17 protein-coding genes are annotated in these 24,251 nt (G+C 74.4%); 5 read left to right on the top strand and 12 right to left on the bottom strand.

Annotation, left to right across the window (positions count from 1 at the left end):
- Positions 1–53: 53 nt before the first annotated feature.
- The 3 genes from F7P10_RS13910 to F7P10_RS13900 are packed head-to-tail and all read right to left on the bottom strand — an operon-like array spanning position 54 to position 2,997.
- On the bottom strand, positions 54–1,334 hold the full coding sequence (locus F7P10_RS13910; protein ID WP_151009722.1) for a sensor histidine kinase: 1,281 nt from the start codon (positions 1,332–1,334) through the stop codon (positions 54–56).
- Positions 1,335–1,337: 3 nt separating this feature from the next.
- Positions 1,338–2,078: an ABC transporter permease gene (locus F7P10_RS13905; protein WP_151009721.1), complete on the bottom strand. Its 741-nt coding sequence runs from the start codon at positions 2,076–2,078 to the stop codon at positions 1,338–1,340.
- 10 nt (positions 2,079–2,088) lie between these two features.
- Positions 2,089–2,997, bottom strand: a complete 909-nt coding sequence (locus tag F7P10_RS13900) for an ABC transporter ATP-binding protein (protein WP_151009720.1) — start codon at positions 2,995–2,997, stop codon at positions 2,089–2,091.
- 394 nt (positions 2,998–3,391) lie between these two features.
- Here F7P10_RS13900 and F7P10_RS13895 point away from each other — a divergent pair, with 394 nt between their 5' ends.
- The gene (locus F7P10_RS13895; protein WP_151009719.1) at positions 3,392–5,134 is read left to right on the top strand and encodes a MinD/ParA family protein; all 1,743 of its coding nucleotides are present in this window, start codon (positions 3,392–3,394) and stop codon (positions 5,132–5,134) included.
- Between the two features lie 132 nt (positions 5,135–5,266).
- Here the strand turns inward: F7P10_RS13895 and F7P10_RS13890 are convergent, their stop codons facing one another.
- A complete protein-coding gene (locus tag F7P10_RS13890; protein WP_176611457.1) occupies positions 5,267–6,040 on the bottom strand; it encodes a hypothetical protein in 774 nt (257 codons plus the stop codon).
- Between the two features lie 301 nt (positions 6,041–6,341).
- Here F7P10_RS13890 and F7P10_RS13880 point away from each other — a divergent pair, with 301 nt between their 5' ends.
- Positions 6,342–6,848, top strand: coding sequence for a hypothetical protein (locus F7P10_RS13880; protein WP_176611456.1), 507 nt, complete (start codon positions 6,342–6,344; stop codon positions 6,846–6,848).
- Between the two features lie 86 nt (positions 6,849–6,934).
- On the opposite strand, the gene F7P10_RS13875 is transcribed toward F7P10_RS13880, so the two are convergent.
- Positions 6,935–8,371, bottom strand: a complete 1,437-nt coding sequence (locus F7P10_RS13875) for a DUF1266 domain-containing protein (RefSeq protein WP_151009716.1) — start codon at positions 8,369–8,371, stop codon at positions 6,935–6,937.
- A 91-nt stretch (positions 8,372–8,462) separates the two neighbouring features.
- Positions 8,463–9,401, bottom strand: a complete 939-nt coding sequence (locus F7P10_RS13870) for a DUF6177 family protein (protein ID WP_254716599.1) — start codon at positions 9,399–9,401, stop codon at positions 8,463–8,465.
- Between the two features lie 124 nt (positions 9,402–9,525).
- Here F7P10_RS13870 and F7P10_RS13865 point away from each other — a divergent pair, with 124 nt between their 5' ends.
- Entirely contained in the window at positions 9,526–10,959 is a 1,434-nt protein-coding gene (locus F7P10_RS13865) for an LCP family protein (protein WP_176611455.1), read from the top strand.
- 217 nt (positions 10,960–11,176) lie between these two features.
- Positions 11,177–12,139 (top strand): glycosyltransferase, encoded by a 963-nt coding sequence (locus F7P10_RS13860; RefSeq protein ID WP_254716598.1) that lies wholly within the window; start codon positions 11,177–11,179, stop codon positions 12,137–12,139.
- A gap of 129 nt (positions 12,140–12,268) precedes the next feature.
- Here F7P10_RS13860 and F7P10_RS42300 read toward each other — a convergent pair whose 3' ends face one another.
- Together F7P10_RS42300 and F7P10_RS13845 are read right to left on the bottom strand one after the other, a co-directional pair.
- Entirely contained in the window at positions 12,269–15,595 is a 3,327-nt protein-coding gene (locus tag F7P10_RS42300) for a sialidase family protein (RefSeq protein WP_176611454.1), read from the bottom strand.
- A 153-nt stretch (positions 15,596–15,748) separates the two neighbouring features.
- Entirely contained in the window at positions 15,749–17,257 is a 1,509-nt protein-coding gene (locus tag F7P10_RS13845) for a sulfatase (protein ID WP_218040491.1), read from the bottom strand.
- 136 nt (positions 17,258–17,393) lie between these two features.
- On the opposite strand from F7P10_RS13845, the gene F7P10_RS13840 reads away from it, so the two are divergent.
- Positions 17,394–18,866, top strand: coding sequence for a family 43 glycosylhydrolase (locus F7P10_RS13840; protein WP_151009713.1), 1,473 nt, complete (start codon positions 17,394–17,396; stop codon positions 18,864–18,866).
- Here the strand turns inward: F7P10_RS13840 and F7P10_RS13835 are convergent.
- From F7P10_RS13835 to F7P10_RS13820, 4 genes are read right to left on the bottom strand one after another with little or no spacing between them, the layout of a single operon-like run.
- Positions 18,863–20,473 (bottom strand): glycosyltransferase family 39 protein, encoded by a 1,611-nt coding sequence (locus F7P10_RS13835; RefSeq protein WP_151009712.1) that lies wholly within the window; start codon positions 20,471–20,473, stop codon positions 18,863–18,865. The genes F7P10_RS13840 and F7P10_RS13835 overlap by 4 nt on opposite strands.
- Positions 20,454–21,443 (bottom strand): glycosyltransferase, encoded by a 990-nt coding sequence (locus F7P10_RS13830; RefSeq protein ID WP_151009711.1) that lies wholly within the window; start codon positions 21,441–21,443, stop codon positions 20,454–20,456. The genes F7P10_RS13835 and F7P10_RS13830 overlap by 20 nt, the downstream gene beginning before the upstream one ends.
- A complete protein-coding gene (locus F7P10_RS13825) occupies positions 21,440–22,648 on the bottom strand; it encodes a hypothetical protein (protein ID WP_151009710.1) in 1,209 nt (402 codons plus the stop codon). The genes F7P10_RS13830 and F7P10_RS13825 overlap by 4 nt, the downstream gene beginning before the upstream one ends.
- A gap of 8 nt (positions 22,649–22,656) precedes the next feature.
- Complete coding sequence (locus F7P10_RS13820) at positions 22,657–24,096, bottom strand: hypothetical protein (protein ID WP_151009709.1); 1,440 nt, start codon at positions 24,094–24,096, stop codon at positions 22,657–22,659.
- Positions 24,097–24,251 lie beyond the last annotated feature (155 nt).

Raw genomic sequence — 24,251 nt, 5'->3', positions numbered from 1 at the left:
GCCGTGCAGGCCGTCCCGGACGACCGGGTGGTCGTCGACGATCAGCAGCGAGATCACTCCCCGCCTCCCGCCGGGATCGCCGGGACGGTCGCCGAGATCGCCGTGCCGGCGCCCGGCGCCGACTCGATGTCGAGGCGGCCGGCGAGGCGCTGCACCCGCTGCCGCATGCCGGCGAGCCCGAAACCGCCGTTGGTGGAACCGTTGGCCCGCCTGGCGCCGGGGTCGAAGCCCACGCCGTCGTCCCGCACGTCCAGGGTCACGAGGTCCTCCATGTACGACAGGGTGAGGCCGACGCGGCCCGCCCGCGCGTGCTTGGCCACGTTGGCGAGCGCCTCCTGCGCCGTCCGCAGCAGCGCCACCTCGACGTCGGTGCGCATCCGCCGGGCGTCGCCGGTCGTGGTCAGCACCGCGTCGACGCGGTTCACCTCCGACCAGTGCCGGGCCACGTCCCCGATCGCCTCCGGGAGCCGGGCCTCGGCGAGCACCGCGGGCTCCACCGCGTGGACCGTCCGGCGGGCCTCGGTGAGGCTCTCCCGGGTCAGCGACATCGCGTTCGTCATGTACCGGCGCAGCTCCGCCGGGTCGTCGAGCCGCTGCTCGGCCGCCTGGAGCTGGGCCAGGACCCCGGCGAGCCCCTGGGCGAGGGTGTCGTGGATCTCCCGAGCCATCCGCTGCCGCTCGTCCAGCACCCCCGCCTCGCGGGCCTGGACGAGCAGTTGCGCGTGCAGGCCCGCGTTCTCCGCCAGCGCGTCCTCCAGCCTGACGTTGACCTCGTGCAGCTCGACCAGGGCCTTCTTCTGGTTGAGGTTGCGCTGCTCGCTCATCTCGCCGAAGTAGAAGAACGACCAGGACAGCCCGATCGTGATCACGCAGATGAGCGGCCACTCCAGCCATCCGCCGTCCCCGATGTGCGCCACGCCGCCCACGTACGACGACGACAGGATCACGGACGTCGCGGCGACGCCGACGTAGCGCCAGGCGCCCTTCAGGCACACGGCGGCGTGGACGTAACCGATGAAGACGAAGGAGCCGTACCAGGGCGCGAGCGACACGAGCCCGGCGCCCAGGAGCATCAGGCCCACGTAGTACAGACCCATGTGAGGGGCGTCCTCGCCCCCTTCCCGGTACAGCCGGTCGAACCAGACGATCCATATCGTGGCCACGACGGTGAGCCCGATCACCGCCGGGCCGTGCACGGGCACGTCCCACAGCGGCTGCATCAGCGTGATCACGGTCCCGGCCGCGAGGAGGAGGTACGGGAGCACGCTGATGATCGCGAACTCCCGCCGCTCCCAGCGGTCGAACTCCTCGCGCAGCTCGGCCTCGATGCTCACGATCTACTCCCAGCGGAAGTACCGCGCGGCCAGCGCGCCGGCCACGATCGTCCACCCCAGCAGGACGGCCACGTGCAGGAGCTGCGGCCAGTCGCCGGCGGCGGCGTCCTGCAATGATTGCACGCCCGGACCGAGCGGCGAGAAGTCGCTGATCGTGCGCAGGACGTCGTTCATCGACTCGCGCGGGATCCACAGGCCCGCGAAGAACAGCACCGGAAAGAACAGGACGGACCCGACCGCCCCGGCGTTCTTCCCGCTCGGCGACAGCGCGCCCACGAGCAGCCCGATCGCGAACATCGCCAGCGCGCTCAGCACGTACGCGACGAGGTAGGCGAGCGGCCGCTCCGGCAGCCGCACGTCGAACGCCAGCCGCGCGACGGCCAGCACCACGGCCATCGTGACCACGGACATGACCAGCGACATCAGCAGCTGCGCCCCCAGCATCACCGCGGGCCTGACCGGTGTCGTGCGCATGCGCCGCAGGACGCCCTTCTCGCGGTAGGCCGCGAACTGCTGGGGCAGCCCCGTCATCGCGAACATGGAGATGCCCATCGCGACGACGATCGGCGCGTACAGGTCGATCGTGCGCAGCCCGCCCAGGTCGTCCTGCGGCTCCCGGAACGCCGGGATCGAGCCGAGGACGACGAGCAGGAGCGGCGGGAACGCGAGCGCGAAGAACACGCTCATCGGCTCGCGGAAGAACAGTTTCGTCTCGGTGGCGGTGAGCCGGACCAGTGCGGTCATCGTCGTCTCCTCAGGCGTCGATCGGGCGGCCGGTGAGCGCGACGAACGCGTCGTCCAGCGAGACCTGCTCCACCCGCAGGTCGGCGGCGGTCACGCGGTGCCGGGCGAGCACGGCCGTCACGGCGAGCAGCACGTCCCCGGTGCCGGTCACGACGAGCTGGGCACCGGCCCGCTCGACCGACGCGACCTCGGGCAGCGCGGCCAGCACCGCGTGGTCCAGCGGCGCGGACGGCCGGAACCGGAGCCGCTGCCGGTCGTCGACCCGCGCGACGAGCCCGGCCGGGGTGTCCACGGCCACGACCCGTCCGGCGTCGATCACGGCCAGCCGGTCGCAGAGCCGCTCCGCCTCCTCCATGAAGTGCGTGACCAGCAGGATCGTGACGCCCCGCTCCCGGATGCCCTCGATGAGGGCCCACGTGTCGCGGCGGGCCTGCGGGTCGAGGCCGGTGGTCAGCTCGTCCAGCACCGCCACCCGCGGCCCGCCCACCAGCGCGAGCGCGATCGACAGCCGCTGCTTCTGCCCGCCCGACAGCCGCCGGAACCGGGTGTTCGTCTTCTCGGTGAGGTTGAGCGTGTCGAGCAGCTCCCGCCAGTCGACGGGCGCCCGGTAGAACGAGCTGTACAGCTCCATCGCCTCACCGACCTTGAGCTTCTCGGGCAGCTCGCTCTCCTGCAGCTGCGCGCCGAGCAGCTGCCGCAGCTCACCGTCGTCCCGCCGCGGGTCGATGCCGCAGACGGCGATGCTCCCGCCGTCCGGGACCCGCAGCCCCTCGATGCACTCGACGGTCGTGGTCTTGCCCGCCCCGTTGGGGCCCAGAATGCCGAAGATCTCGCCCTGCTCGACGGCGAAGCTCACCCCGTTGACCGCGGTGTGCTCGCCGTAGCGCTTGACGAGGTCCCGGACCTCGATGATCGCCATACGAGAAGCGTCCCGTCCGGCACCGTCCCGCCGGATCGCCTGGACGGCCACGGTGGGCGCCGGATGCGGTGGACCCCCCGCATCAACCGATCGGTGGATGCGCGCCCGGGGGCCCGACCTTCTCCAGGTGCGGACGGTGCGGTCCCGTACGGACGCCTTCCGTACGGACGCCTCCCGAGATCGCCTCGCCGCCCAAGGGGAAGGGGTCGCCAGGGCCGTCGCCCGGGGGCTTCCGGGCGTTCTCCGGAGGGCCGCCGGGGAGCCGGTGGGCTGTGGTAGGCAAGAGGAACGGGGCGTCCCGGTCCGGCCCCCGGACGGGCGCGCGATGCGGGCGCGCGATGTACGCGACGGCTGCGTGGTCTCGTAGGCTTGGCCTTCGACGAGAGGGGGGCGAATGTCGGATTCGAGCTGGCAGCACTCCGTACTGAGCGATCTCGGCGTGTCCCAGCGCGGGTTCGTGGCCCTGAAGGACGCTCCGGTGCTTCCGTCGCGGTCGGACGCCCCCGAGACCGACTCCTACGAGGAGCAGCGCGCGCCGGAGCCGGCGAGCCCGCCCGCGCAGCACTCCGGGGCGCAGCTGCCGCCGCCACCGCCGCCCATGCAGCCGATGGCCGACGCCCCCGCGCCCGCTCCGCCCCCCGCGCCGCAGCAGCAGGCCGATGCCCCGGCCCCGGCCCCGGTCCCGCAGTCGCCCGCGCCGCAGCAGCAGGCCGATGCCCCGGCCCCGGCCCCGGTCCCGCAGCCGCCCGCGCCGCAGCAGCAGGCCGATGCCCCGGCCCAGGCCCCGGCGCCCGTGCCGCAGCCGCCCGTGCCGCAGCCGGTCCCGTCGCAGCCGCCGCAGGCCGACGTGCCCGCGCCCCCGGCACCGCACCCGCCCGCCCCCGAGCAGCCCGCGCCGCAACCCGTCCAGCAGCCGCACGCTCCCCAGCCGCAGGCCCCCGAGGCCCAGCCGCAGCCTCAGCCTCAGGCGCAGGCCCAGGCGCAGGACGCGACGGGGCAGCAGGAGGCCGTGGAGCCGCAGCTGCACGAGCCGGAGCAGCCCCCGCCGCCCATCGAGGACGAGTTCAGCTGGGAGGCGGCGATCTCGCCGGTCGGGCACATGGCGGCGCAGGCGCCCGGGATGGCGCAGGCGCCCGGTGTCGAGGACGAGGAGACCGAAGGGGAACGGACGCCGCCGCCCGGTTCGGTCCCGCCGGTGGCCCCGCAGCCGCCGCAGGAGCAGCACGCGGGCGGCGCGGTGCCGATGGCGCACGAGTTCGTCCGCAAGGACCAGCACGGCGACGCGTTCATGCGCCGGATGGGCCGCGGCGTGAAGAAGGTCGTCGGCGGTTCGGGCGCCATCCAGAACCAGGCGGAGATCGCCGAGTTCCTGCAGCGTCCGGTGCCCGGATACCGGCAGGTGACGGTCGTCAGCGTGCGCGGCGGCGCGGGCAAGACGACGATGGCGGCGCTGCTGGCGACCGAGCTGGCCCGGCACCGCACCGACCGGGTGCTGGCGATGGACGCCGACGCCGAACTGGGCTCGCTGCCGCTGCGCCTCGGCGTCCGGTCGGAGCTGTCGCTGTTCGACATCGCGGGCAAGCAGCCGCGCACGTTCGAGGAGGCCGCGCAGTACCTGACGCGGACGCCGTCCGGGCTGTGGGTGCTGCCGGCGACGCGCGGCGGACGGATCGCGGGCGAGTTCACGCTGGAGACGTTCGAGGCGGCGTTCAGCGCCGTCAGCCGGTTCATCTCCCTGGCGGTGATGGACTGCAGCGCCGGGATCCTCACCCCGCTGCACCGGGGGATCCTGGGCCGCACCCACAGCGTCGTCCTGGTGACGCCGGGGACGGTCGACGGTGCGCTGAGCGCGCGCGGCGCCCTGGAGTGGTTCGCGGGGCACGGCGGGCAGCGGGAACTGCTGTCCCGCGCGGTGATCGCGATGGTGACGCACGCACCGCAGGTCGGAGCCGACCTGGAGCGGGCGTCGCAGATGCTGACGGCGTGGGGCACCCCGGTGATCCACGTCCCGTACGACCGGCACATCGCGACGGGCGCCGCCATGGACGTCACCAAGGTCGGCGAGGACACGCGGGGCGCGGTGTCGCGCGTCGCCTACGAGGCGTTCGGCCGCGCCCTCGGCGTCCCGACGCACTGAACCTCCGGACGTCCGGGAAGGCCCGTCCGGACTTCCCCCCGGCCCCGGTGTCGGTCGGTCCTGACGGCTCGGCCCCCGGACGGACGTCCGTCCGGGGGCCGAGCCGGGAGCTTCGCGCGCGGCGTTCGTCCGTCAGTCGGTGAAACGGAGGACGTTGGTGATCTCGACGCCGAGTTCCCCCGCGGTGGCGTAGACGTCGCCGTCGCGGCCGCCGGGGGAGCGCCCGTCGGCCCAGTACGACTGCGCGTACACCACGCGTCCGTTCACCGCCCAGGTGCGGGTCCAGTAGGACGGCTTGGACTCGGGCTGCGGAAGGCCGCTCTCCTTCGACGGGGTCAGCAGCTCGGGCCAGCCGTCGCTGGACGTCGCCTCCTTGACGGCCTCCGCGGCGGTCGTCGTGGGGAACTCGAGGATCGAGACCGTGGTGATGATCTTCTTGCCGGGGTTCGCGTAGACGGCCGAGCGCATCGGCCCCCCGCACGGGTGATCCCGCAGGACGGCCCGGAGTTCGTCGTTCGCGCGTCCCGTGCAGGACTCGGTGCGGGTGCCCGCCCGCGTGAAGGTGTTGCCCTTGGCCGTCTCGACCGTGGTGCCGAGGACGCTGGAGAGGTCCCCGGACGACGCGCGCGTGGGCTCCTCCGACGGCCGGTAAGACGGCGTGTACGACGGGCGGGCGTCGACGGCGATCCGGTCCGGACGGTCGTCGTCGCTCGCGATCACCAGGAAGGCGCCGATGGCGGCGACCGCGATGACCACCACGGAGCCGAACACGAGGAGCGGGATCAGCAGGCCGCTGCCGCCGCCGCGCTGCGGCGGGGGTGGAGGCGGCGCGGGGAAGCCGGGCGGGTATCCCGGCGGACCGGGCGGCGGGCCGGGCGGCTGCCCGGGCCAGGCGGGGCCGTTCATGAACGCTCCGGGGGATGTCGCGAGGGGATCGCATCAGATTAGCGCCAGGTGGTGCCGCTTTTCAGCGGGTATCCACCAACTCGCGATCATCGTGCCGGTGACCCGCGCGCGCCCCGGTGCTCCTAGGCTGGGGGGCGACGGGCCGTCCGCGCCCTGACGGTGCGGGCGGTGCGGAGCGTCTCGTAGGCTTGCCTGGGAGAGGGGAGGCAGGTGTCCGACTCCAGCCGACAGCGGACGGTCGTGCGCGCCGCGCGGCCGCGTTTCCGCCTGCCCTGCACGGTGCCGACCGTCTGGTGGGTCGATGAGCACTGACCTGGTCGCCCTGGTGCGGCGGCGCCCCGACGTGCACGCCGTCGCGGACGGCATGATCGCGATGGGCGAGCGGCTCGAACTGCGCGGCGGCGAACCCGACGCGATGCGCCTGCACGCCCCGGACGGACGGCTGCTCGTCTCCGTCGAGGACGCGGTGCAGGTCTCGGTGCACAGCGAGATCGGACGGCTGCTCGGCGCCGAGTTCGCCGAACGGGTGAAGGCGCCCGTGTGGTGGGTCGACGTCCGCGCGGTCGCCGACGTACCGGACGCCGAACGCGTCGCCCGCAGGTTCGCCGACTCGCTCGTCCACTGGCTCGGCGGCGCCGTCTACCCGGACGGCGAGCGCGACGGCCCCGCGCTGAGCTGGAAGGCGACCCCGGACGCCGGCCCGTCCGGAGCCCACGGAGCGCCCGGAGCCGCCGGAGCCCCCGGAGCCGCCGGGGCCCCTGGGGCGTCGGCGGAGGGTGCTTACCAGGGCGGCGCCGTCGGCCGCTGAGCCGGGCGCCGAACGGGCCGAACCGGCAGGTGTGCCCGCAGGGTGCGTCCGTAAAGTCCTTAAGGTTCGAGGGGTCTGTAAGGGGCCTACGGCCAGTCGCGGGTGAGTTCGAGGTCGAACGGGACGACGTTCCACGGGCTGCGCGGGTCGGTGGCGAGCGTGTCGATCAGCCGGTCGTACTCGTCCTGCGCCTGCCCGCCGCCGCCCGACCACAGCAGCCGCCCCTGCAGGTAGCAGGTGGCCATGTCGTCCCATGACGCGTACCTGCGCTGGACGTCGAGGGCGAGCGGCAGCATCCGCTCCCAGCAGTACTCCTCCGTCAGCCAGCCCACCATGTGCCCCCACCGGTACAGCATCAGCGCGCGGCCGTAGTCCCAGATCAGGAACCGGCCGGTGTTGGCGCGCAGCGCCGGGTCGGCGAGCGTCTTGAGCCGGTGCAGTTCCTCGCCGGCGTGGCTCCGGTCGTTGAACAGCCGGTGCAGGAACTGGGCCAGTTCGGCGCCCTGCTCGCTGAGGTCGGCGCCCGGTTCGTCGCGCAGCAGCGGCGGGACGAGCCGGGCGCAGGCCTCGCCCCGCTCCCCGTCCCCGTACCGGACGCGCACCAGCTCGATGAGCCGCTCGACGAACGGGGGCTCGAGCATGTCGCGCGCGATGAGGTCGTCGACCTCGCGCAGCAGGTCGGCGTACCGCTCCTGCTCGGGGGCCGGGCGGGCGGCGAGTTCGGCGTCCTGCGCGAAGTCGGCGCGGTGCCCGTCCTGGACGAGCCAGTTGACGGCGCCGAGGAGCTGTTCGAGGTCGTAGGCGCCCCACGGGTCCCGCAGGAGTTCGAGCGCGGTGCGGCGGTCGGCGGCCCCGGCGGACTCGCCGGACGCGACGCCGAGCCGGTCGACGCGGAACCCGTTGACGGCGCCGTAGGGGGCGGTCGCGCCGATGATCCACTGCTGGACGGGCGTGAGGCCGCCGGCGCCGTGCGCGAGGACGCCGGGCAGGTCGGGCGCGGAGATCAGCTCCCACAGCCGCCGCTGGAACTCCGCCGCCTGCCGCTCCTCGCCCTCGAAGAACCCGGCGAGCTGCTTGCGCAGCGACGGGTGGCGCACGTACAGGCGGCGGAAGAACCGCCCGTTCTTCCACACCAGATGCTCGGGTCGCAGGTCGCCGAACGGGACGCGCGTCCGCCGGTGGACCAGCGCGCGCTCGGTGAAGTGCACCTCCAGCTCGGGCCACAGCGTCGCGACGGACGTGAACCGCAGCATCGTCAGCAGGACGAGGACGGCGGCGAGCATCAGCGCGCCCGGTGCCAGCGCCCAGCGTGCGACGTCCGCGAGTCCGGCCAGGGACAGGACGGCGCCGGTGAGCAGCAGCGAGACGCCGCCGATGCCGAGCGACAGTGACCAGCCGGTCAGCAGGATGGGGGAGCCGTCGATCCGCAGGACCGCCGCGTCGCCGTCGAACTCGAACGCGCCCTCGGCGAGGGTGCCCTCGACGGCCCGCTCAAGCGCGTCGAGCTGACCGGGCTGTCCCATGCAGGGGACGCTACCTCATCCCTTACGGGGAGATCATCGACTCTCTGCGGCGAATGGTGTTGGACGGCCCGGAAATCCCTTTTCGGCCCTGTCAGGCGGACTGCAGGTGCTGCATCAGCATGCTGTGCCGCTGCCAGCCGTCGGCGGACCGCCCGTCGCCCAGCGGGAAGAACGTGAGCGGCGCCCGCTGCGGCCCCACCTGCTGCCCGGGGATGCCGCTCGGCCCGGACATCTGCCCGGACACGGCCAGCGCGACCGGGGACGTCTGGCCGGTCCACCGCGGCTCGGTGGTGAGGTCGGCGCGGCCGGGCGTGTGCTGGACGAACATCGACGCGACCGGGCGGTCGGCGGCGAGCGCCCCGACGAGGGACGGCAGGTGCTGCAGCGGCGGCGGGTCCTCGGGGGAGTAGCCGACGGTCACGGTGGTGACCTCGGCGACACCGCCCTCGACGGACCGGAAGTCGCACATCGCCAGGGCCGCCCGAGGTCCGTCCCCGCCGACCAGCAGCCGGACGTTGGAGCGCCCCTTGGCGAGCAGCGTGAACGCGTCCCCGCGCCAGCGGTTGCCCAGCGGTTCGTCGGTGCCGAGGCTGGCCGGGACCTTGCCGGTGAGCAGCTGCAGCAGCCGCTCGACAGCGCCGGACAGGTCCGCGCCGGAGTCGTGCCGCAGCCGGTAGACGAGGCTGAGCTGCGCCCCGATCGGTGCGGTCGGCCGGGTGGTGAACCCGGGCGCGTAGTCGCGCGCCTCCGGCACCGGCACGAACGTCCCGCCGTCCCACTTGAGCGGCCGCCCGCTGAGGCCCTCGTAGTAGCCGTCGCCGTTGCGGACGACCCACTGCACGGTGCTGCCGTCCGCGGCGGTGCGCAGCGGCAGCGACAGCCGCGTCTCCAGCGGGGTGACCAGCTGCAGCGTGCGCCCGCTCTCGGCGCACTCGCCGACCGTCGCGGCCAGCCAGGGGGTCAGCGGGACGACCGGCCTGTCCTGGAGGACGACCATGGCCCGGTCGGTCAGCGCGTCTACGATGCTCATCTTCTCCGGAGTCTAGTCGGCGCGGCGGGTGCGCCGGGGGCGACCGTCGCGCCGGGGGACGGCCGCGCGGTGAACTTCCCGTGACGCCGGAGGCGGGTGTCCAAACTGTGCTGAAATGTTACGGATGCAGCGAGCCGCCGCGCCGCCTCCCGTCTACTACGCGGACGAGGACCACGACGACCCGCCGGGGTGGGAGCCGCCGGGCCGTGCCTGGCGCGTGCTCGGCTGGATGTCGATCGTCCTGTCGGTGGTCCTGGTGCTCGGGAGCCTGACCGCCTACGGGTTCTGGCGGCGGCTGGACGGGCGCATCGACCGCGAGGACGTCAAGGGACGGCTCGGCGAGAACCGGCCCGCGAAGCTGAACGACGCGACGAACATCCTGCTCCTCGGGTCCGACAGCCGGGAAGGGGAGAACGCCCGGTACGGGACCGAGATCGGCCGCCGGTCGGACACGACGATCCTGCTGCACATCTCGCCTGGCGGGAAGGGCGCGATCGGGCTCAGCTTCCCCCGTGACTCGATGGTGAACATCCCCGAGTGCGAGACCGAACGGCGCACGGTCCCCGCCCGCTTCGGCATGATCAACGCCGCGTTCGCCGAGGGCGGCCCCGCCTGCACGTGGCGGACGATCGAGGCGCTCACGAAGATCCACATCGACCACTACGTCGAAGTCGACTTCGCGGGCTTCACGCGCGTCGTGGACGCCCTCGACGGCGTCGAGATCTGCGTGCCGCGCAAGATCGACGACCCGAGGGCCGAACTGCACCTGGAGGCCGGGCGCCAGACCGTCCGCGGCGAGCAGGCCCTCGGGTACGTCCGGACGCGGTACGGGTTCGGGGACGGTTCGGACCTCGAGCGGATCAAGCGGCAGCAGGCGTTCATGGCCTCGATCGTGAAGAAGGCCACCGACAGCAGCATGCTGACCGATCCGGGGCGGGTGTACGCGTTCCTCGAGGCCATCGCGTCCTCCATCCGGACGGACGAGGACATGACGCTCTCGGTGATGCAGGATCTCGCGGCCGGGGTGCGCGGGATCAGTGCGGGGAACGTCCGGTTCGTCACCGTCCCGGTGCAGGCGTACCCGCAGGACCGCAACCGCGTGCAGTTCGACCGGGCGAGGGCCGAGCCGCTGTTCGCGGCGATCCGCGAGGACAACACGGTGCCCGAACCGGAGCCGGAGCCCAAGCCCAAGCAGGGGCCCCCGCCCGTCCGGCCGGCCCAGGTGAAGGTCGGGGTCTACAACGGGACGGCCTCGTCCGGGCTCGGCAAGCGGACGGCCGAGCAGCTCACCGAGCGCGGGTTCGACGTCGTCAAGGTCGGCAACGCGGACAAGACGTACGAGAAGACGGCGATCCTGTACGGGACGGGCGCGAAACGGCACGCGGACCGGCTCGCGACCGCGCTGCCGGGGCACCCGCCCAAGCCGTGGAAGAAGGCGAAGCCGGGATACGTCTACCTGATCGTCGGCGGGGACGGCGCGAAGCTGCGGGGCGCGAATCCGGTCCCGAAGGTCGCCGGAGAAGTCAGGGCAGATCAGGACATATGTGCGTCCGGCTAACCGGACGTACGGTAGCGACGTGGTGTCTCCCGCGTCACCCCGGTATCCTCACCGCGGGCAACCGCCAATCGCACTAAAGCGTCACATGTAGGACGGCAGTACATTCCCGACCAATCGCCCCCCTCGGAGCCGCCTCCCCGCACCTGGCTCTGCCCAGCGATCACGACTCCCCCACCCGGAAACGGACCGCATGCAGCCCGAGCCATTCACTCTGCTCATGACCGTCTACGGCGGTGACCGGGCCGAGTATGTGAAGGACGCGTTCCGCAGTGCGGTGCACGACCAGACGCACCGCCCGGACCAGGTCGTGCTGGTGCAGGACGGCCCGGTCTCCCCGGAACTCGGCGTCTGCCTGAAGGAACTCGTCGCCGGCAGCCCCGTCGAGGTCTCCTACGTCCCGCTGGAGCACAACCGGGGCCTCGGACCCGCGCTGGACGCCGGCCTGCAGGCCGCCCGGCACGACATCATCGCCCGGATGGACGCCGACGACATCGCCATGCCGCACCGCTTCCAGATGCAGGTCCCCCTCGTCCGCGCGGGCGCCGACCTCGTCGGCGCGGGCCTGCTGGAGTTCGGCACCGGAATCGACGACATCGTCGGCCGCCGCATCCCCCCGAGCGACCCCGAGGACATCGCCCGCTACTCCCGCCTGCACGACCCGTTCAACCACCCCACCGTCGTCTACCGGCGCAGCGCCGTGACCGCCGTCGGCGGCTACGGCGACCTGCCGCTGATGGAGGACTACTGGCTGTTCGCGCGCATGATCGCCGCGGGCGCCCGCGTGGTGAACGTCTCCGAGCCGCTCGTCTACTACCGCGTCGGCGACGGCGCCTACCAGCGCCGCGGCGGCCGCGACCTGCTGCGCTCGGAACTGCGCCTGCAGCGCGAGATGCGCCGCGAAGGCTTCATCACCGGCACCCAGTACGTGCGCAACGTCGTCGTGCGGGGCGGCTACCGCCTCGTCCCGACCGCGATCCGCAAGCCGTTCTACCGCGCGATCGTCGCGACCTACGGCGACCGCCGCAACCGCGAGCGCGACCGCGTCAACCTCGAGCGTCCCGACGCGGGCGCCCCGGAGAAGCGCGCCTACGTCCCGCGCCACGCCCGCCCGTCCGAACCCGACCAGGAGCCGATGGCCTGGCCGCTGTCCGCCCCGCCGCCCGAGCAGCCCGGCCCGTAGCGCGCCGCCCGTGCGGCCCGGACATAGCGCGCCGCCCGAGCAGCCCGGCGGTACCGCGCCGCACGCGGAGGGGGCCGCCGGACGGTCGCGTGCACCGTCCGGCGGCCCCCTCCGGCCGCGCCTACGCGCTCAGCGCTCCCACAGGACGGGCTGCGTGCCGTTCGCGTCCCCGCTGTGGCCCACGCCGAGCACCTTCTCCTTGAACGTGGTGAGCCCCGTGATCGCCTGGTCGCCGTCGCCGCCGAGGCCGGTGCCGCCGGGCTTCGTCGCCTCCCAGGCCGTCCCGTCCTTCGAGGTCAGCGACACCACGTCGGCCGAGCCCTCGGCCGCGGAGGTCGCGGACCCGGCGAAGCCGTCCGCGGTCGCGGTCAGCGCCGTCACGGTGATCTTCTGGTCGCCGCCCGGGGCGGGCAGGTCCTGCCACGTCTTGCCGCCGTCGGCGGAGGTGTAGCCGATCCAGACGAGCCCCTCCTGCATCGCCGCGATCCCCGCGGCGACCAGGGTGTCGCCCTTCGCGGCGATGTGCGTGAGGTGCGCCTCGCTGACCCCGCTCGGTACCGGCAGCGACTTCAGCGTCCACTGCTTGCCGTCGGGCGACGACCACACCGCCGGGTGGTTGCCCTGCGCGTCGCGGTGCCCGCCGGCCGCGACGTAGCCGGAGGTGGGCGCGGCGACGTCCAGCATCCACTTGAACGCGTCGGAGGTGCCCTGCAGCGCGCTCGCGTCGGCGCCCGTGCCCTTCTCCCAGTTCTTCAGGTCGGTGGAGGACCAGGCGGCGGCGTGGTATCCCTGCGTCCCGACCACGACGTAGCCGGCGGAGCCCGCCGCGACGGCGCTGGTCGCGGGCGCGCCGTCGCCGTCCGGACGGAACGGCGCCGCGGAGTCGGCGGCCTGCCAGGTGGCGCCGTCCTGCGAGGTGACGACGAGCGCGCGCTTGGGCGCCGTCTGGTCGTACCCGACGGCGACCCAGCCGGACTTGCCGGTGGCCACGTCGAGCAGCCGCTGCGGGCCGGGGCGGGTGAACGCGGCCCCGAGGCCCTGCGCGGCCTTCCACGCCGCGCCGTCCGCGGACGTCCACACGGCGGCGTCGCCGGAGCCGCTGCCGACGGCGACGGCCAGCGACCCGGACCCGGCGACGGCCTGCACGGCGTGGTCGGGACGGATCGCGCCGGGGACCTTCGCGAGGTCGATCGGGACCTGCTGCCCGTTCGCGTCCCACACGGCGAGCATCGGGTCCATGTCGCCGCCGCCGGGTTCGCGGCCGACCATGACGGTCTGCCCGTTCGCGGCGGCGGCGCCGGTGACCTCGCGGCCCGGCTTGGCGGGCGCGGTGCCCGCCGCCTTCCACGTCCCGCCGTTCGCGCTGCGCGACAGCAGGACGTCGCCGCCGCGCGCGACGAGCGCGGTGTACCCGGCCTCGTCGCCGATGATCCGGCTGGTCGAGCGGTACTCCTCCGCCTCGAGCTTCCCGGCCTTCGTCCAGTTCTCCCCGTCCTTGGAGACGAAGGTCTGGCCGAACATGGCGTCGCCGTCCTTCATCTCGCGGACGGCGAGGAAACCGGCCTGCCCGCCGCCGATGATGAGGCCGCGGCTGCCCTTGGGCACCGGCACCTCGGACGTCGCCCAGGTGCGGCCGGCGTCCTGCGAGCGCCACACCTTCCGGTACTGGGGCGGCTTCTTGTTGTCGGGCTTGATGAGCCCCTCGAGCAGCACGACGTCGCCGCTCGCGGCGACCTCGACCAGCGAGTACGACGCCTTCTCGATGTTCAGGCCGATCTGGTCGCCGGTGCGGGCCTCCCAGGCGCGCCCGTCGGAGGAGAGCCAGACGGTCGGCTGCTCGTCGCTGAAGTCGCCCTTCGCGGACTGCGCGCCGATGGCGACGTACCCGGCGCCGGTCGCCACGACCCGGTCGACGCGGTAGCCGCCGTTGAACACCCCTCCGACGGCGTCGGGCTGGCGCGTCCAGCTCTGCCCGTCCGCACTGGTCCACACGGCGCCGCCGGTCGCGCCCGCGCCGATCGCCACCCAGCCGGACGGGCCGCCGGCGACGGCCTGCGGGGTCGCGCTGCCCGCCGGTCCCTCGACGGTCGCGGACTTGAACGTGCGGCCGCCGTCGGTCGACACCAGGAAGATGCCCCGGGTCGCGCCCGCGCCCGTCTCCGAGCCGACCGTGACGACCGTCTGCCCGACCGCCGCGGCGCCGCCGAACTCCTGGTCGCGCCCGTCGGTCTGCGCGGACCCGGCCACCGGGAACGCGTCCGCGGCCAGCCTGGCGTCGCCGCCGCCCGCGGGGCCCTCGTCGCCGCCGAGGACGGTCACCACCGCGTAGCCGCCGCCCGCGATGATCGCCACGGCGGCGAGCCCGGCGACACCGATCAGCAGGCCCTTCTTGCTCTTCTTCCGCTTGGGCGCGTTCTGCTGCGGCGTCGTGCGCCACGGCTCGTCGATCTGCGGCGGGGGCGGCGCGTGCCCGCCGGGCCCCGGCTGGGCGGGCCCCGGGAGGCCGGGCGACGCGTTCGCGCCCGGGACGTCCTGCGCGTAGGGGAACGGTTGCGGGCCGGGCGGCTGCGCCGGGGGCTGCGCGGTGGGGGTGCCGGGGATCTCCTGCGCCCAGGGGAACGGCTCCGGCGCGGGGTTCGGCGCCGGTGCGTGCGGCGCCGCGCCGTTCGCGGGCTGCGCGGACGCGGGCGGGGTGCCGGGGATCTCCTGCGCCCAGGGGAACGGCTCGGGCGCGGGCGGCTGCGCGTGCGGCTGCGCCGGGGGCTGCGGGGCGGGGGTGCCGGGGATCTCCTGCGCCCACGGGAACGGCTCCGGCGCCGGCGGCGCGGGCGGCTGCTGCGCGCTCGCGATCTGCTGGGTCTCCGGCTCGATGGGGCGCTCGGCGCGGGTGACGCCGGACGGGCTCTCCCACTCGGGCCGCTCGGGGAGCTCAGGCTGCGCCGGGGGCGCCGGCGGGGTCGGCGGCGCGGGTGGCTGCCGGCCCACGTGCATCGTCTTGTCGGAGTCCACGATCATCGTCGCGTCGCCCTCGCCCGCGGCCGGCCCGGCGGGCTCCCCGGGGGCGGACGACTCGGGCGACTCCGATGACCAGGCGGACGGGTCGTTCACCGTGCGGCCGGGCGCGTCCCCGCCGCCCGCCTCGTCGTCGGCGCCGGGGAACGGCGGCAGCGGCGGCGGCCCGGCGGCGGGCGCCGCCTCGTCGTCCTTCTTGAAGATCTGCGTGCTCATCCCGCTGAGGTCGAGGTCGCTCACCGTGCGGTTGGTGTCCTGCTCCGGTTCCTCCGGGAGCGGAGTGCCGAACGGGGGGAGCGGTTCGGGCTCGGGAAGCAGCGGCTCGGCCCCGCTCGGCCGCTCACCCTCGTTCAGCCACCGCGGCGGCGGGGGAGCCTCCTCCGGCTGTCCGGCTTCGGTACGCCCGCCCTGGTGGTCGTCGTCCGGGGTTCCGGTTGCGGTCACGCCTGGTCTCCAGCCTCGTGTCATGTGCATGCCGCCTGCATGCGCGTCGTCGCTGCATCGTCATGCGGTGTGCATCGTCATGCCGTACGCGCGGGGCCGTACTCACCGGCGATGATAGCGGCGCATACGGGAAGGAACCGCCCGTCCGGCCGCCTACCGGCTCCGCCCGGCCGAAGCGCAGGTCTTCCCCGCACACCGGGTCAATGCGTAAAGGCGTGCGGTGAGCTCCCGCTGCCGTTCGGGGGCCAGCGTCGCGGCGATGTTCGTCAGGTGGTGGGGGTCACGGGTGAGGTCGTAGTACTCGCGCTCGCCGTCGGCGTACTCGACGTACAGCAGATCGGTCGTCCGTAGCGCATTGTAGGTCGTGGGGGCGCCGGGAAGGGCGTCCTGGCGGTCGGGATCCTGCTCGGAGTAGGCGGGCTTGACGTGTTCGATGAGCGCGGTGTCCCGCCAGTCGCCGGGGGCGTCGCCGCGCAGGAACGGGACGAGCGAGCGGCCGTCGGTCGCGGCCGGGACCGGAGCGGCGGCCAGTTCGAGGAACGTCGGCGCGAGGTCGGTGTTCTGCACGATGTGCGAGACCCGGCCGCCGCCGCCGATGCCGGGGCCGACGAACACGAACGGCACCCGGACGTCGATCGTGTACGGCGTCATCTTGCCGCCCGCGAGGCGGTGCTCGCCCATGTGGAACCCGTTGTCGGACCCGAAGACCACGACGGTGTCCTTCGCGATCCCGAGCCGCGTCAGCGCGTCGCGGATCCTGCCGACCATCTCGTCCACGGACTGCACCATGCGGACGCGGTCGCGGTACCCCTCGTCGATGCGCTGGATCTGGCGCGGGCCGAGCGTCTTGTTGTGGTGCCGCAGCCAGGCGGGCTTGTCGGTGATGTCCGCCTCGTTGAACGCGGGCGTGCGCGGTGCCGTCAGGCCGGGGAACGTCCCGGCGTGCCGGGGTGCGGGGACGAACGGGCCGTGCGGCGCGAACGTCGAGATCTCCATGAAGAACGGCTGCCCGGACGCGTGCGACCGCTCGATGAAGTCGAGGCCCTTGTAGGCGAGGACGTCCGTCATGTAGTCCTGCGGCTCCTCGCCGTAGTGGACGATGCGGCCGTTCTCGTTGAGGTTGTAGCCGAACTCCGGGTACCCGTTCCCGGCGACGTACCACTCGCTCCAGCCGTGCGGGACGTTCGTCGAGCCGGTCGCGGCGTCGCGGGGCTGGTAGCCGTTCATGTACTTGCCGAGCATCGCGGTCCGGTACCCGGCCTTCTGCAGGGCCGGCGCGAACGACTCCTGCTCGCCGCCCTCCCGCTGGAAGACGTCGTACCCGCCGAGCGGGGGGAAGTTCGTGCGGACGTTCGTGTTGTGCGGGTACTGCCCGGTGAAGATGGTGGAGCGGGACGTGCAGCAGAGGGAGTCGGCGACGAGGAAGTTGTCGAACGTCACGCCCTCCGCCTGCATCCGCTTCACCTGCGGCATGTGCGCGATGAGCTTCCACGACAGGTCGTCGGTCAGGACGAACACGATGTTCGGCTTCCGGGCGGGCGGCTCGCCCTTCGCGGGGCCGCTCTCCTTCCGCGGGAACCCGAAGCAGCCGCTCAGGACCAGCATCGCGAGCGCGAGCAGCACGGCGGGCGCGCCGCGTCGCGACCGGCTTCCGTCGAACAAAGTCGGCCACTCCTCGTGCCCTCGGTGGTGGCGCCCCCGTCGCGGCCGCCGGAGCCCAGGGTAATCGCCGCCGGGTGATTCGCGTGTCGAGTGGCGGTTCGCCGACGTGTGTCGGTTGTTGGCATGATGCGGTGTGATGTGGAGGACGGGCGGGGCGCCGCGGGCGCGTGGACCGCTGACGCCGCTGTTCGTCGGTGCGGCCGTCAGCGCCGCGGTCGCGCTGGTCGTGGGCCTGGCGGTGTCGTGCGGCCCCGGCGGTGCGGAACCGGACGCGCGGGCCTCGTCGGGCGCGCCCGCGCCGAGCCCGGCGGGGACGGCCGCGCCGATCCTGCCGCCCGGATACTCGCCGACCGAGCCCGTCGTCGACGACTCGTTCGCCGATCCCGCCGCCATCAAGGTGGGCGACACCTACTTCGCGTACGGCACCAACGGCGGCGACGCGATGATGCCGGTGGCGACCGCCCCGGCCCCCGCCGGGCCGTGGACCCGCTCGCCCGGCGACGGCCTCGCCTCCCTGCCGTCCTGGGCGGAGGCGGGCTGGACGTGGGCGCCGGAGGTGGTGCCGCCGCGGCGGGAGGGCGAACCGTACCTGCTGTACTTCACGGCCCGCCGCAGGGACGCCGACGTCCAGTGCATCGGCATCGCGACCGCGACGTCGCCCGCGGGCCCGTTCGTCCCGCGCGACGGGGATCCGCTGGTCTGCCCCGCGCATCTCGGCGGCGCCATCGACGCGGCGTCGTTCGTCGAGGACGACGGCACCCGCTTCCTGCTCTACAAGAGCGACGCCCGCGCGACCGCCGCGATCTACCTGATGCAGCTGACCTCCGACGGGCTGCAGTCGGCCGCGCCGGCGTCCCGGCTCCTGGGCCGCAGCGGCGACGAGCCGGTGCTGGTGGAGGCGCCCGACCTCGTGAAACGGGGCGGGAAGTACGTGCTGTTCTACTCGGCGGGCTGGTACTTCGAGTCGAACTACCAGACCCGGTACGCGACGGCGGCGTCGATCTGGGGCCCGTACGAGAAGGGGCCCGCGCCGATCCAGTCGACGGACCTGTACGGCGGAGAGGTCGAGGGACCGGGCAGCGCGGACGTCCTCAGCGACGGCACCGGCGACTACCTGCTGTTCCACGGCATCACCGAGTACCACGGCGGGTCGAAGGTGACGCGCCCCATGTACGTGGCGCCGCTCGGCTGGGACGGGGCGCGGCCCGCGGTGCGGGGCGTGCCGGTCCGGTACGAGGTCGAGGCGGGCGCGCTGAACGGCTGCGTGTCCGCGCTGCCGCGCCCGAACGCGTCGGGCGGCAAGGCGGCGGGGCCGTTCGCGCGGGACGACTGCGGGGTGGACGTGCGGGTGTTCGCGCCCGTCGCCGGGCAGTACGACGTCCTGGCGCGGTACGCGAACCGGTCCGGTGCGGACTCCGACCTGCAGGTGGCGGTGAACGGGGCCGCGGCGGCGTCGGTGCGGCTCGGCGCGACGGGCGGCGCCGACTGGGCGTCGGTGACCGCGCGGGTGCGGCTGGTCGCCGGCTGGAACACGCTCGGCCTGCGCCGCCTCGGCGGGACGGGACGTCCCGCGGGCAAGGGCCAGCTCGACTACCTGGAAGTTCGTTAGGGGGAGGCCCGGTAGGGGCCGGTGCGCTCGAACAGGACGAGCCACCCGCCCCGGAACGTCCAGGTGCGGACCTCCCGCCACGGGCCGGCGGACTGGACGGCCCGCTCCCGCGCGTCGACGATCGGGGCGTGCGGATCGAGCGACCGGTGGTTCATCACCCACACGCGGTCGTGCCGGGCGAGCTTCGGCGCGAGGTCGCGCGGGAACACGTCGCGTCCCTTCAGGTTCGCGGCGGTCGCCGGGTCGACGCGCATGCTCACGTCGTCGAGCCGGCCGAAGACGTCCGGGTACGTGGCCGCGTTCCACCGCACGACGCCCGCGAGGTAGACGACGGCGTCGCCCGGGCGGGCGTTCGCGGCGACGGCGGCGGCGGCCTTGCGCATGTTCTCCGGGCGGCTCTGCTCGCGCCGGACGAAGTCGTGGGCCTCGAGCGACGGGACGACGAGCGCCGCCGCGGCCACCGCGAGCACCCCGATCCGGAGGACGGCGCGGCGGGACGCGGCCGTCCGGAGCCACGCGAGGCCGGCGCCGGCGAGCAGGCTCAGCGCGGGCAGGGTGTAGACGGTGTAGCGGTAGTAGAACATCGGGTCGCCGACCATCGAGACGGCCAGGAGCAGGGCGGTCGGCAGGACCAGCCACGGGACCGCGACGGCCGTCAGCGACACCGTGCCCCGCGCGCCCGAGGCAGGCGCGCCCGCGTCCGGCGCGCCCGCGTCCGGCGCGGTCTCCCGCCGCGCGCGGAGGCCCGCGACGGCACCGATCACCGCGATGGCCAGCACGGGCGCGACGAGGGCGCGGGAACCGCACACGAACTGGATCTGCGTCCACACGACGTCCCAGGACGGCTCGGGCAACCAGGCCACCTGCCGCGTCTGGTCCCGCGCGGCGAGCGCGAACGGGACGAGCGGCGCGGCGGCGAGCGCGGTCGTGGGCAGCCAGCGCGCCCAGATCCCCGGCCGCGCCCGTGCGACCAGCAGCGTCGCGCCGTGCGCCGCCACCAGCAGGACGCCGTGCAGGTGCAGGAATCCCAGGACCATGACCGCGGGGACGTAGCAGGCGAACCACGGCCAGCGCCGCCGCGCGTCCGGGGCGACGGCCCGGACCAGCAGGTACGTCGCGAGTACCGCGACCGCCGCCACCAGGGCGTAGGAGCGGGCCTCCTGCGCCCACCGGGAGGTCTGCACGGCGACCGCGAACGCCAGGCCGCCGAGCAGTCCGGCGGGCGTCCCGTGCAGGCGCCGGGCGAGGACGGTGACGCCCGCGGCGGCCGCCGCCGTCGCGAGGGCGCTCGGCAGCCGCACCGCGAGCTCGCCGGTCCCGAACGCCAGCACCCACGGCCGCATGATCATGTAGTAGAGGGCGTGGACGAGGTCGAGGTGGCCGAAGACGGCGAACATGTCCCCGTACGACCGCGACGCCATGCTGATGGTCGCGGCCTCGTCGAGCCACAGCGACGGGCGGCGGATGCCGATCAGGCAGACGGCGAGCGTCAGCGTGGCCGGGAGCAGCGGCAGCAGCCGGGCCGCCGCGCGCCGCCGCCCGCCGGGCGGCGGCGCCGCGCGCTCCGGCGGGGCGGTGTCGGGGATGTCATGGGGCGTCGCCGTCATGGAGGGGGACCTCTACTCCGATCTCGCGCAGCAGGTCCGCGGTCGGTCGCGGCCGGCCGGTCAGCCCCGCCCGCGCCCCGCGCACCAGGGCGCGGCGCAGCACCGCCCGGTCCGAGGAGCCGGCGAACGTGCGGGACCAGCGCCGCACCGTCGAACCCGCGTACAGGACGCGTTCCGGCGGCGCCAGCCCGCGGCTACCGGTGAACAGCCAGATCTTGTTGCGGACCTCGTAGTAGAAGCGGTCGCCGGGATCGGCGTCCGCACCCCCGAACGTCTTGGTCTTGTGGACGACGACGCTGTCCGGGCACAGCAGCCCGCGGCGCCCCCGCAGCAGCCGCGTCGTGAACTCGAAGTCGTCGTTCCACAGGAAGTAGTCGGCGACCGGCAGCCCCCGCTCCCGGACGGCCGCCGCGTCCACGAGCACCGACACGAACGACGCCGACCGGATCGGGACGCACCCCGCGGCCCGCGCCGCCGCCCGCTCGACCGCCGACGCGCGCGGTTTGGGCCGCGGCGTGTTCATCGGGTGGTCGCGGCCGTCGGTCCACACCACCCGGCTGGCCAGCAGCGTGGCGGGGCCGTCCGGACCGGCCGCCGCGTCCCGGGCGGCGAGCAGCGCGTGCAGGGCGCCCGGCTCCGGCACGGTGTCGTCGTCCAGCAGCCACAGGAGGTCGGCGTCCCCGGACAGGGCGCGGGCCATCCCGGCCGCGAACCCGCCCGCGCCGCCGGTGTTGCGCGGCAGCACCAGGAGGTCGGCGTCCGGGAAACGCTCCCGGACCATCGCCGCGGTGCCGTCCCCGGACGCGTTGTCGACGACGACGATCCGGTCGGGCCGCCGCTCCTGCGCCGCCAGCGCCGCGAGCGACTCCGCCAGCAGGTCGCGCCGCTCGTAGGTGACGACCACCGCCGCGACCGTCGCCCCGGACGGCGCCCCCGACGGCGCACCGGACGCGTCCGTCCGGCCGGTCATCCGCGCCTGCCCGTGGGCCTGCCGGCGGCGCGGCGCGCGGCGCGCTGCAGCGTCGGCGACGGCGCCGCGGCCGCCTGCAGCAGCCGGTCGAGGTTCTCCCGGACGTCCGCGAGCTGCCCGTGCAGGTGCGCGATGCCGACCCGGTCGTGCACCTGGTTCAGCCGTTCCAGCAGGTACGCGGACACCCCGACGGACGCGGCGGCGACCAGCTCGTCCGGCACGTCGCCGGGGAGCATCGCCTCGCCCGGCGTCCGCGACGTCGTCAGCTCGTCCAGGTCACCGCACACCCCGTACCCGGCGGCGCGCAGCTCGGCGGCGATGGTGCGGGTGCGGTCGGCGGCCCAGTCCGCGTGCCGGGGCGGCAGGCCCATCGGCACGCGGGCCGCGTCGCCGGTCCCGGCGGCCAGTCCGCCGCCGATCAGGTAGCCGCGCACGACCCGCTCGTAGTCACCGCCGAGCGCGGTGCCGAGGCGTCCGTTCAGCCTGCGCAGCAGCTCCGCCTCGAGCGCCGACAGCGGCTCCTCGTCGTCGATGCCGCCGACGTCGCACACCGCCGGGTCGATGCCGGTGAGGGCGCAGAACCGGTCCCACAGGACGCCCGGTCCCGCGCCGGGCGCGGGCAGCGTCAGGACGTGCACGCGTTCCTTCGGCACCGCCGACTCCCAGGTCCGCAGCACCCGGACCGGGTCGTGCAGGCCCCAGAACATCGGCCCGAACGGCTCGGGCGCGTCGGCGCCGAACTCGACGAGGTCGTCCACGAACCGCTCGAACGCGATGTCGTGGTTGTGCCGGATCTGCTCCTGCCAGTCGCAGATGAGCTGCCAGCCGAGGTCGCGGGTCGCGAACACCACGTGCACCTCGGCGGGCTCCAGCGTCGCGACCGCGTGCCGCGCCTGCGCGGCGGACGCGCCGCCCAGCAGCCCGTGCGAGAAGACGACCGTGGGGCCGTCCCACTCGCGGGCCCGCCGCGCCACCCGGTCCCACGCGCCGTCCCACGCGGGGTCGCGGTGCCCGCCCCAGCTCATCTCCCGCAGGTCCATGACGGCGCCGAAGTGCTCGTTCGGCCCGGTGACCGGGTGCCCGACGCCGGCGTCGGCGAGCCGCCGCCGGTTCGCCCACAGCGCCCGGTGCAGGAACGCCGCCCCCGCGGTCGGCGCCCCGACGTGCAGGTAGACGGTCTTGCGCCCGTCCGCGCTCTCTGCCATCTTCCGGTTCACCTCGTGTTCGTGTCGGTGTTCGGGCCCGCGTTCGGGGTCCTGCCCGCGTTCGGGTTCCTGCCCGCGTTCGGGTTCCTGTTCGCGTTCTTGCCAGGGGGCTTGCCCGGGTTCGTGCTGTCGTCCGGGTCCGGCCGGGCGGCGATGTCCTGCAGCAGCCGGTACGCGCCGCGCAGCTGGCCCCGGACGGCCGGGTAACGGTCCCCGACCTCCCGCATCGCCCGGACGACCGGCGGCACGGCCTCCGCGGCCAGCGCGCCCGTCACCTCCCGCATCTGCGCGGCGTGCCCGCCCATCTCGGTGAGCCGGTCGGCGACCGGGACGTCCGGTTCGGCGGTCCGCGCGGCACGGTCCTCGGCGGCGCGGAGCCGGGCCAGCAGCGTGCCGACCGCGTCGAGGCCGACGTCGGCGACGGCCGCCCAGTCCGGTTCGTCGGGGTCGGGCGCGGGCGGCAGCCACTTCGCCGTGCCCGGCCCCACCATGGGGATCAGCTCGTACAGGTCGCCGACGACGTCGTAGCGGGCGGCGCGCAGCCGCTCCACGATGTCGACGGCCAGTTCGGTCGCCCACGGCAGGTGCTCGGCGGGCAGCACGGTCTTCGACGGCGACGGCCGCGCGGCCAGCACCCCCTGCGCCAGGTTCAGCTTGACCTCCGCGTTGTGGACGTGCCAGCCCACCCGCTCGCGGTCGAGCGCCCGGTTGAGCCGCAGCAGCCACTGGGTCTCGGCGAGCCCGAGGGACGGGTTGTCGAACGGGGCCGCGAGGTCGTAGGCGTCCGGATCCAGCCGGACCGCCTCGCAGAACCGGCGCCACAGCAGGTCGCGGGGCGCCCCCGGCCGGGGCAGCGTCACCACGTGCACCCGCTCGCGCGGCAGCGTCCCGCCCCAGCGGCGCAGGACGTCCACGGGGTCCTGGAGGCCCCAGAACAGCCGCGCCGTCTCGAAGGCCTTGCGGTCGGGCTGCTTCAGCGTCGCGAGGAACTCCGAGAACGAGACGTCGAAGCGGTTCTTGACGTCCTCCTGCCAGTGCGCCGGGATCTGCCGGGCGAGGTCGCGGACGGTGAACACCACGTGGACGTCGGCGAAGTTCAGGTCGGTCAGGGCCCGCCGCACGTACGCCATCCGGGCGGGCGCGAACAGCTCCTGCGAGATGATCGCGTCGCCGCCCCACTCGCGGCACTCGTCCACCAGCCGGCGCCACGCGCCCGGCACCGACGGGTCGGACGCGCCGGTGAAGAACGTGTGCCGCAGGTCGAACGCGGCGCGGACGTGCGCCGCCTGGTCGGAGCCCGGGTACAGGACGCCGTGCTCGCGCAGCCGGTGCCGGTTGTGCCACAGGATCTGCTGCAGGTAGGTCGTGCCGCTCTTGGCCGCTCCGACATGCAGGAAGACCGCCGGGCGGGTGCCCCGCTCGGCGCGTCCGGAATGGGACGAGATCACCGTGTTCCTTGATTCCTGCACCGGTATCGATCGAACCCCCGGTATGTTAGCCCCAATCTGTACCAACGGACCGGCTGGCGACCCACGTGCGGCGGGTCCTGCACACCGGGTCCGCGCGCCGGGCCCCGCACACTCCCCCCGCCGGATGGACGCCC

The organism is Actinomadura sp. WMMB 499 (genome assembly GCF_008824145.1).
Lineage (GTDB): Bacteria > Actinomycetota > Actinomycetes > Streptosporangiales > Streptosporangiaceae > Spirillospora.
This window is presented reverse-complemented; position numbering and strand designations above follow the sequence as displayed.

Bases quoted from the DNA above. Each gene is read 5' to 3' on its own strand.
- F7P10_RS13905 (WP_151009721.1), bottom strand. From the start codon at position 2,078: ATGACCGCACTGGTCCGGCTCACCGCCACCGAGACGAAACTGTTCTTC.
- F7P10_RS13900 (WP_151009720.1), bottom strand. From the start codon at position 2,997: ATGGCGATCATCGAGGTCCGGGACCTCGTCAAGCGCTACGGCGAGCAC.
- F7P10_RS13895 (WP_151009719.1), top strand. From the start codon at position 3,392: ATGTCGGATTCGAGCTGGCAGCACTCCGTACTGAGCGATCTCGGCGTG.
- F7P10_RS13890 (WP_176611457.1), bottom strand. From the start codon at position 6,040: ATGAACGGCCCCGCCTGGCCCGGGCAGCCGCCCGGCCCGCCGCCCGGT.
- F7P10_RS13880 (WP_176611456.1), top strand. From the start codon at position 6,342: ATGAGCACTGACCTGGTCGCCCTGGTGCGGCGGCGCCCCGACGTGCAC.
- F7P10_RS13875 (WP_151009716.1), bottom strand. From the start codon at position 8,371: ATGGGACAGCCCGGTCAGCTCGACGCGCTTGAGCGGGCCGTCGAGGGC.
- F7P10_RS13870 (WP_254716599.1), bottom strand. From the start codon at position 9,401: ATGAGCATCGTAGACGCGCTGACCGACCGGGCCATGGTCGTCCTCCAG.
- F7P10_RS13865 (WP_176611455.1), top strand. From the start codon at position 9,526: ATGCAGCGAGCCGCCGCGCCGCCTCCCGTCTACTACGCGGACGAGGAC.
- F7P10_RS13860 (WP_254716598.1), top strand. From the start codon at position 11,177: ATGACCGTCTACGGCGGTGACCGGGCCGAGTATGTGAAGGACGCGTTC.
- F7P10_RS13840 (WP_151009713.1), top strand. From the start codon at position 17,394: ATGTGGAGGACGGGCGGGGCGCCGCGGGCGCGTGGACCGCTGACGCCG.
- F7P10_RS13835 (WP_151009712.1), bottom strand. From the start codon at position 20,473: ATGACGGCGACGCCCCATGACATCCCCGACACCGCCCCGCCGGAGCGC.
- F7P10_RS13830 (WP_151009711.1), bottom strand. From the start codon at position 21,443: ATGACCGGCCGGACGGACGCGTCCGGTGCGCCGTCGGGGGCGCCGTCC.
- F7P10_RS13825 (WP_151009710.1), bottom strand. From the start codon at position 22,648: ATGGCAGAGAGCGCGGACGGGCGCAAGACCGTCTACCTGCACGTCGGG.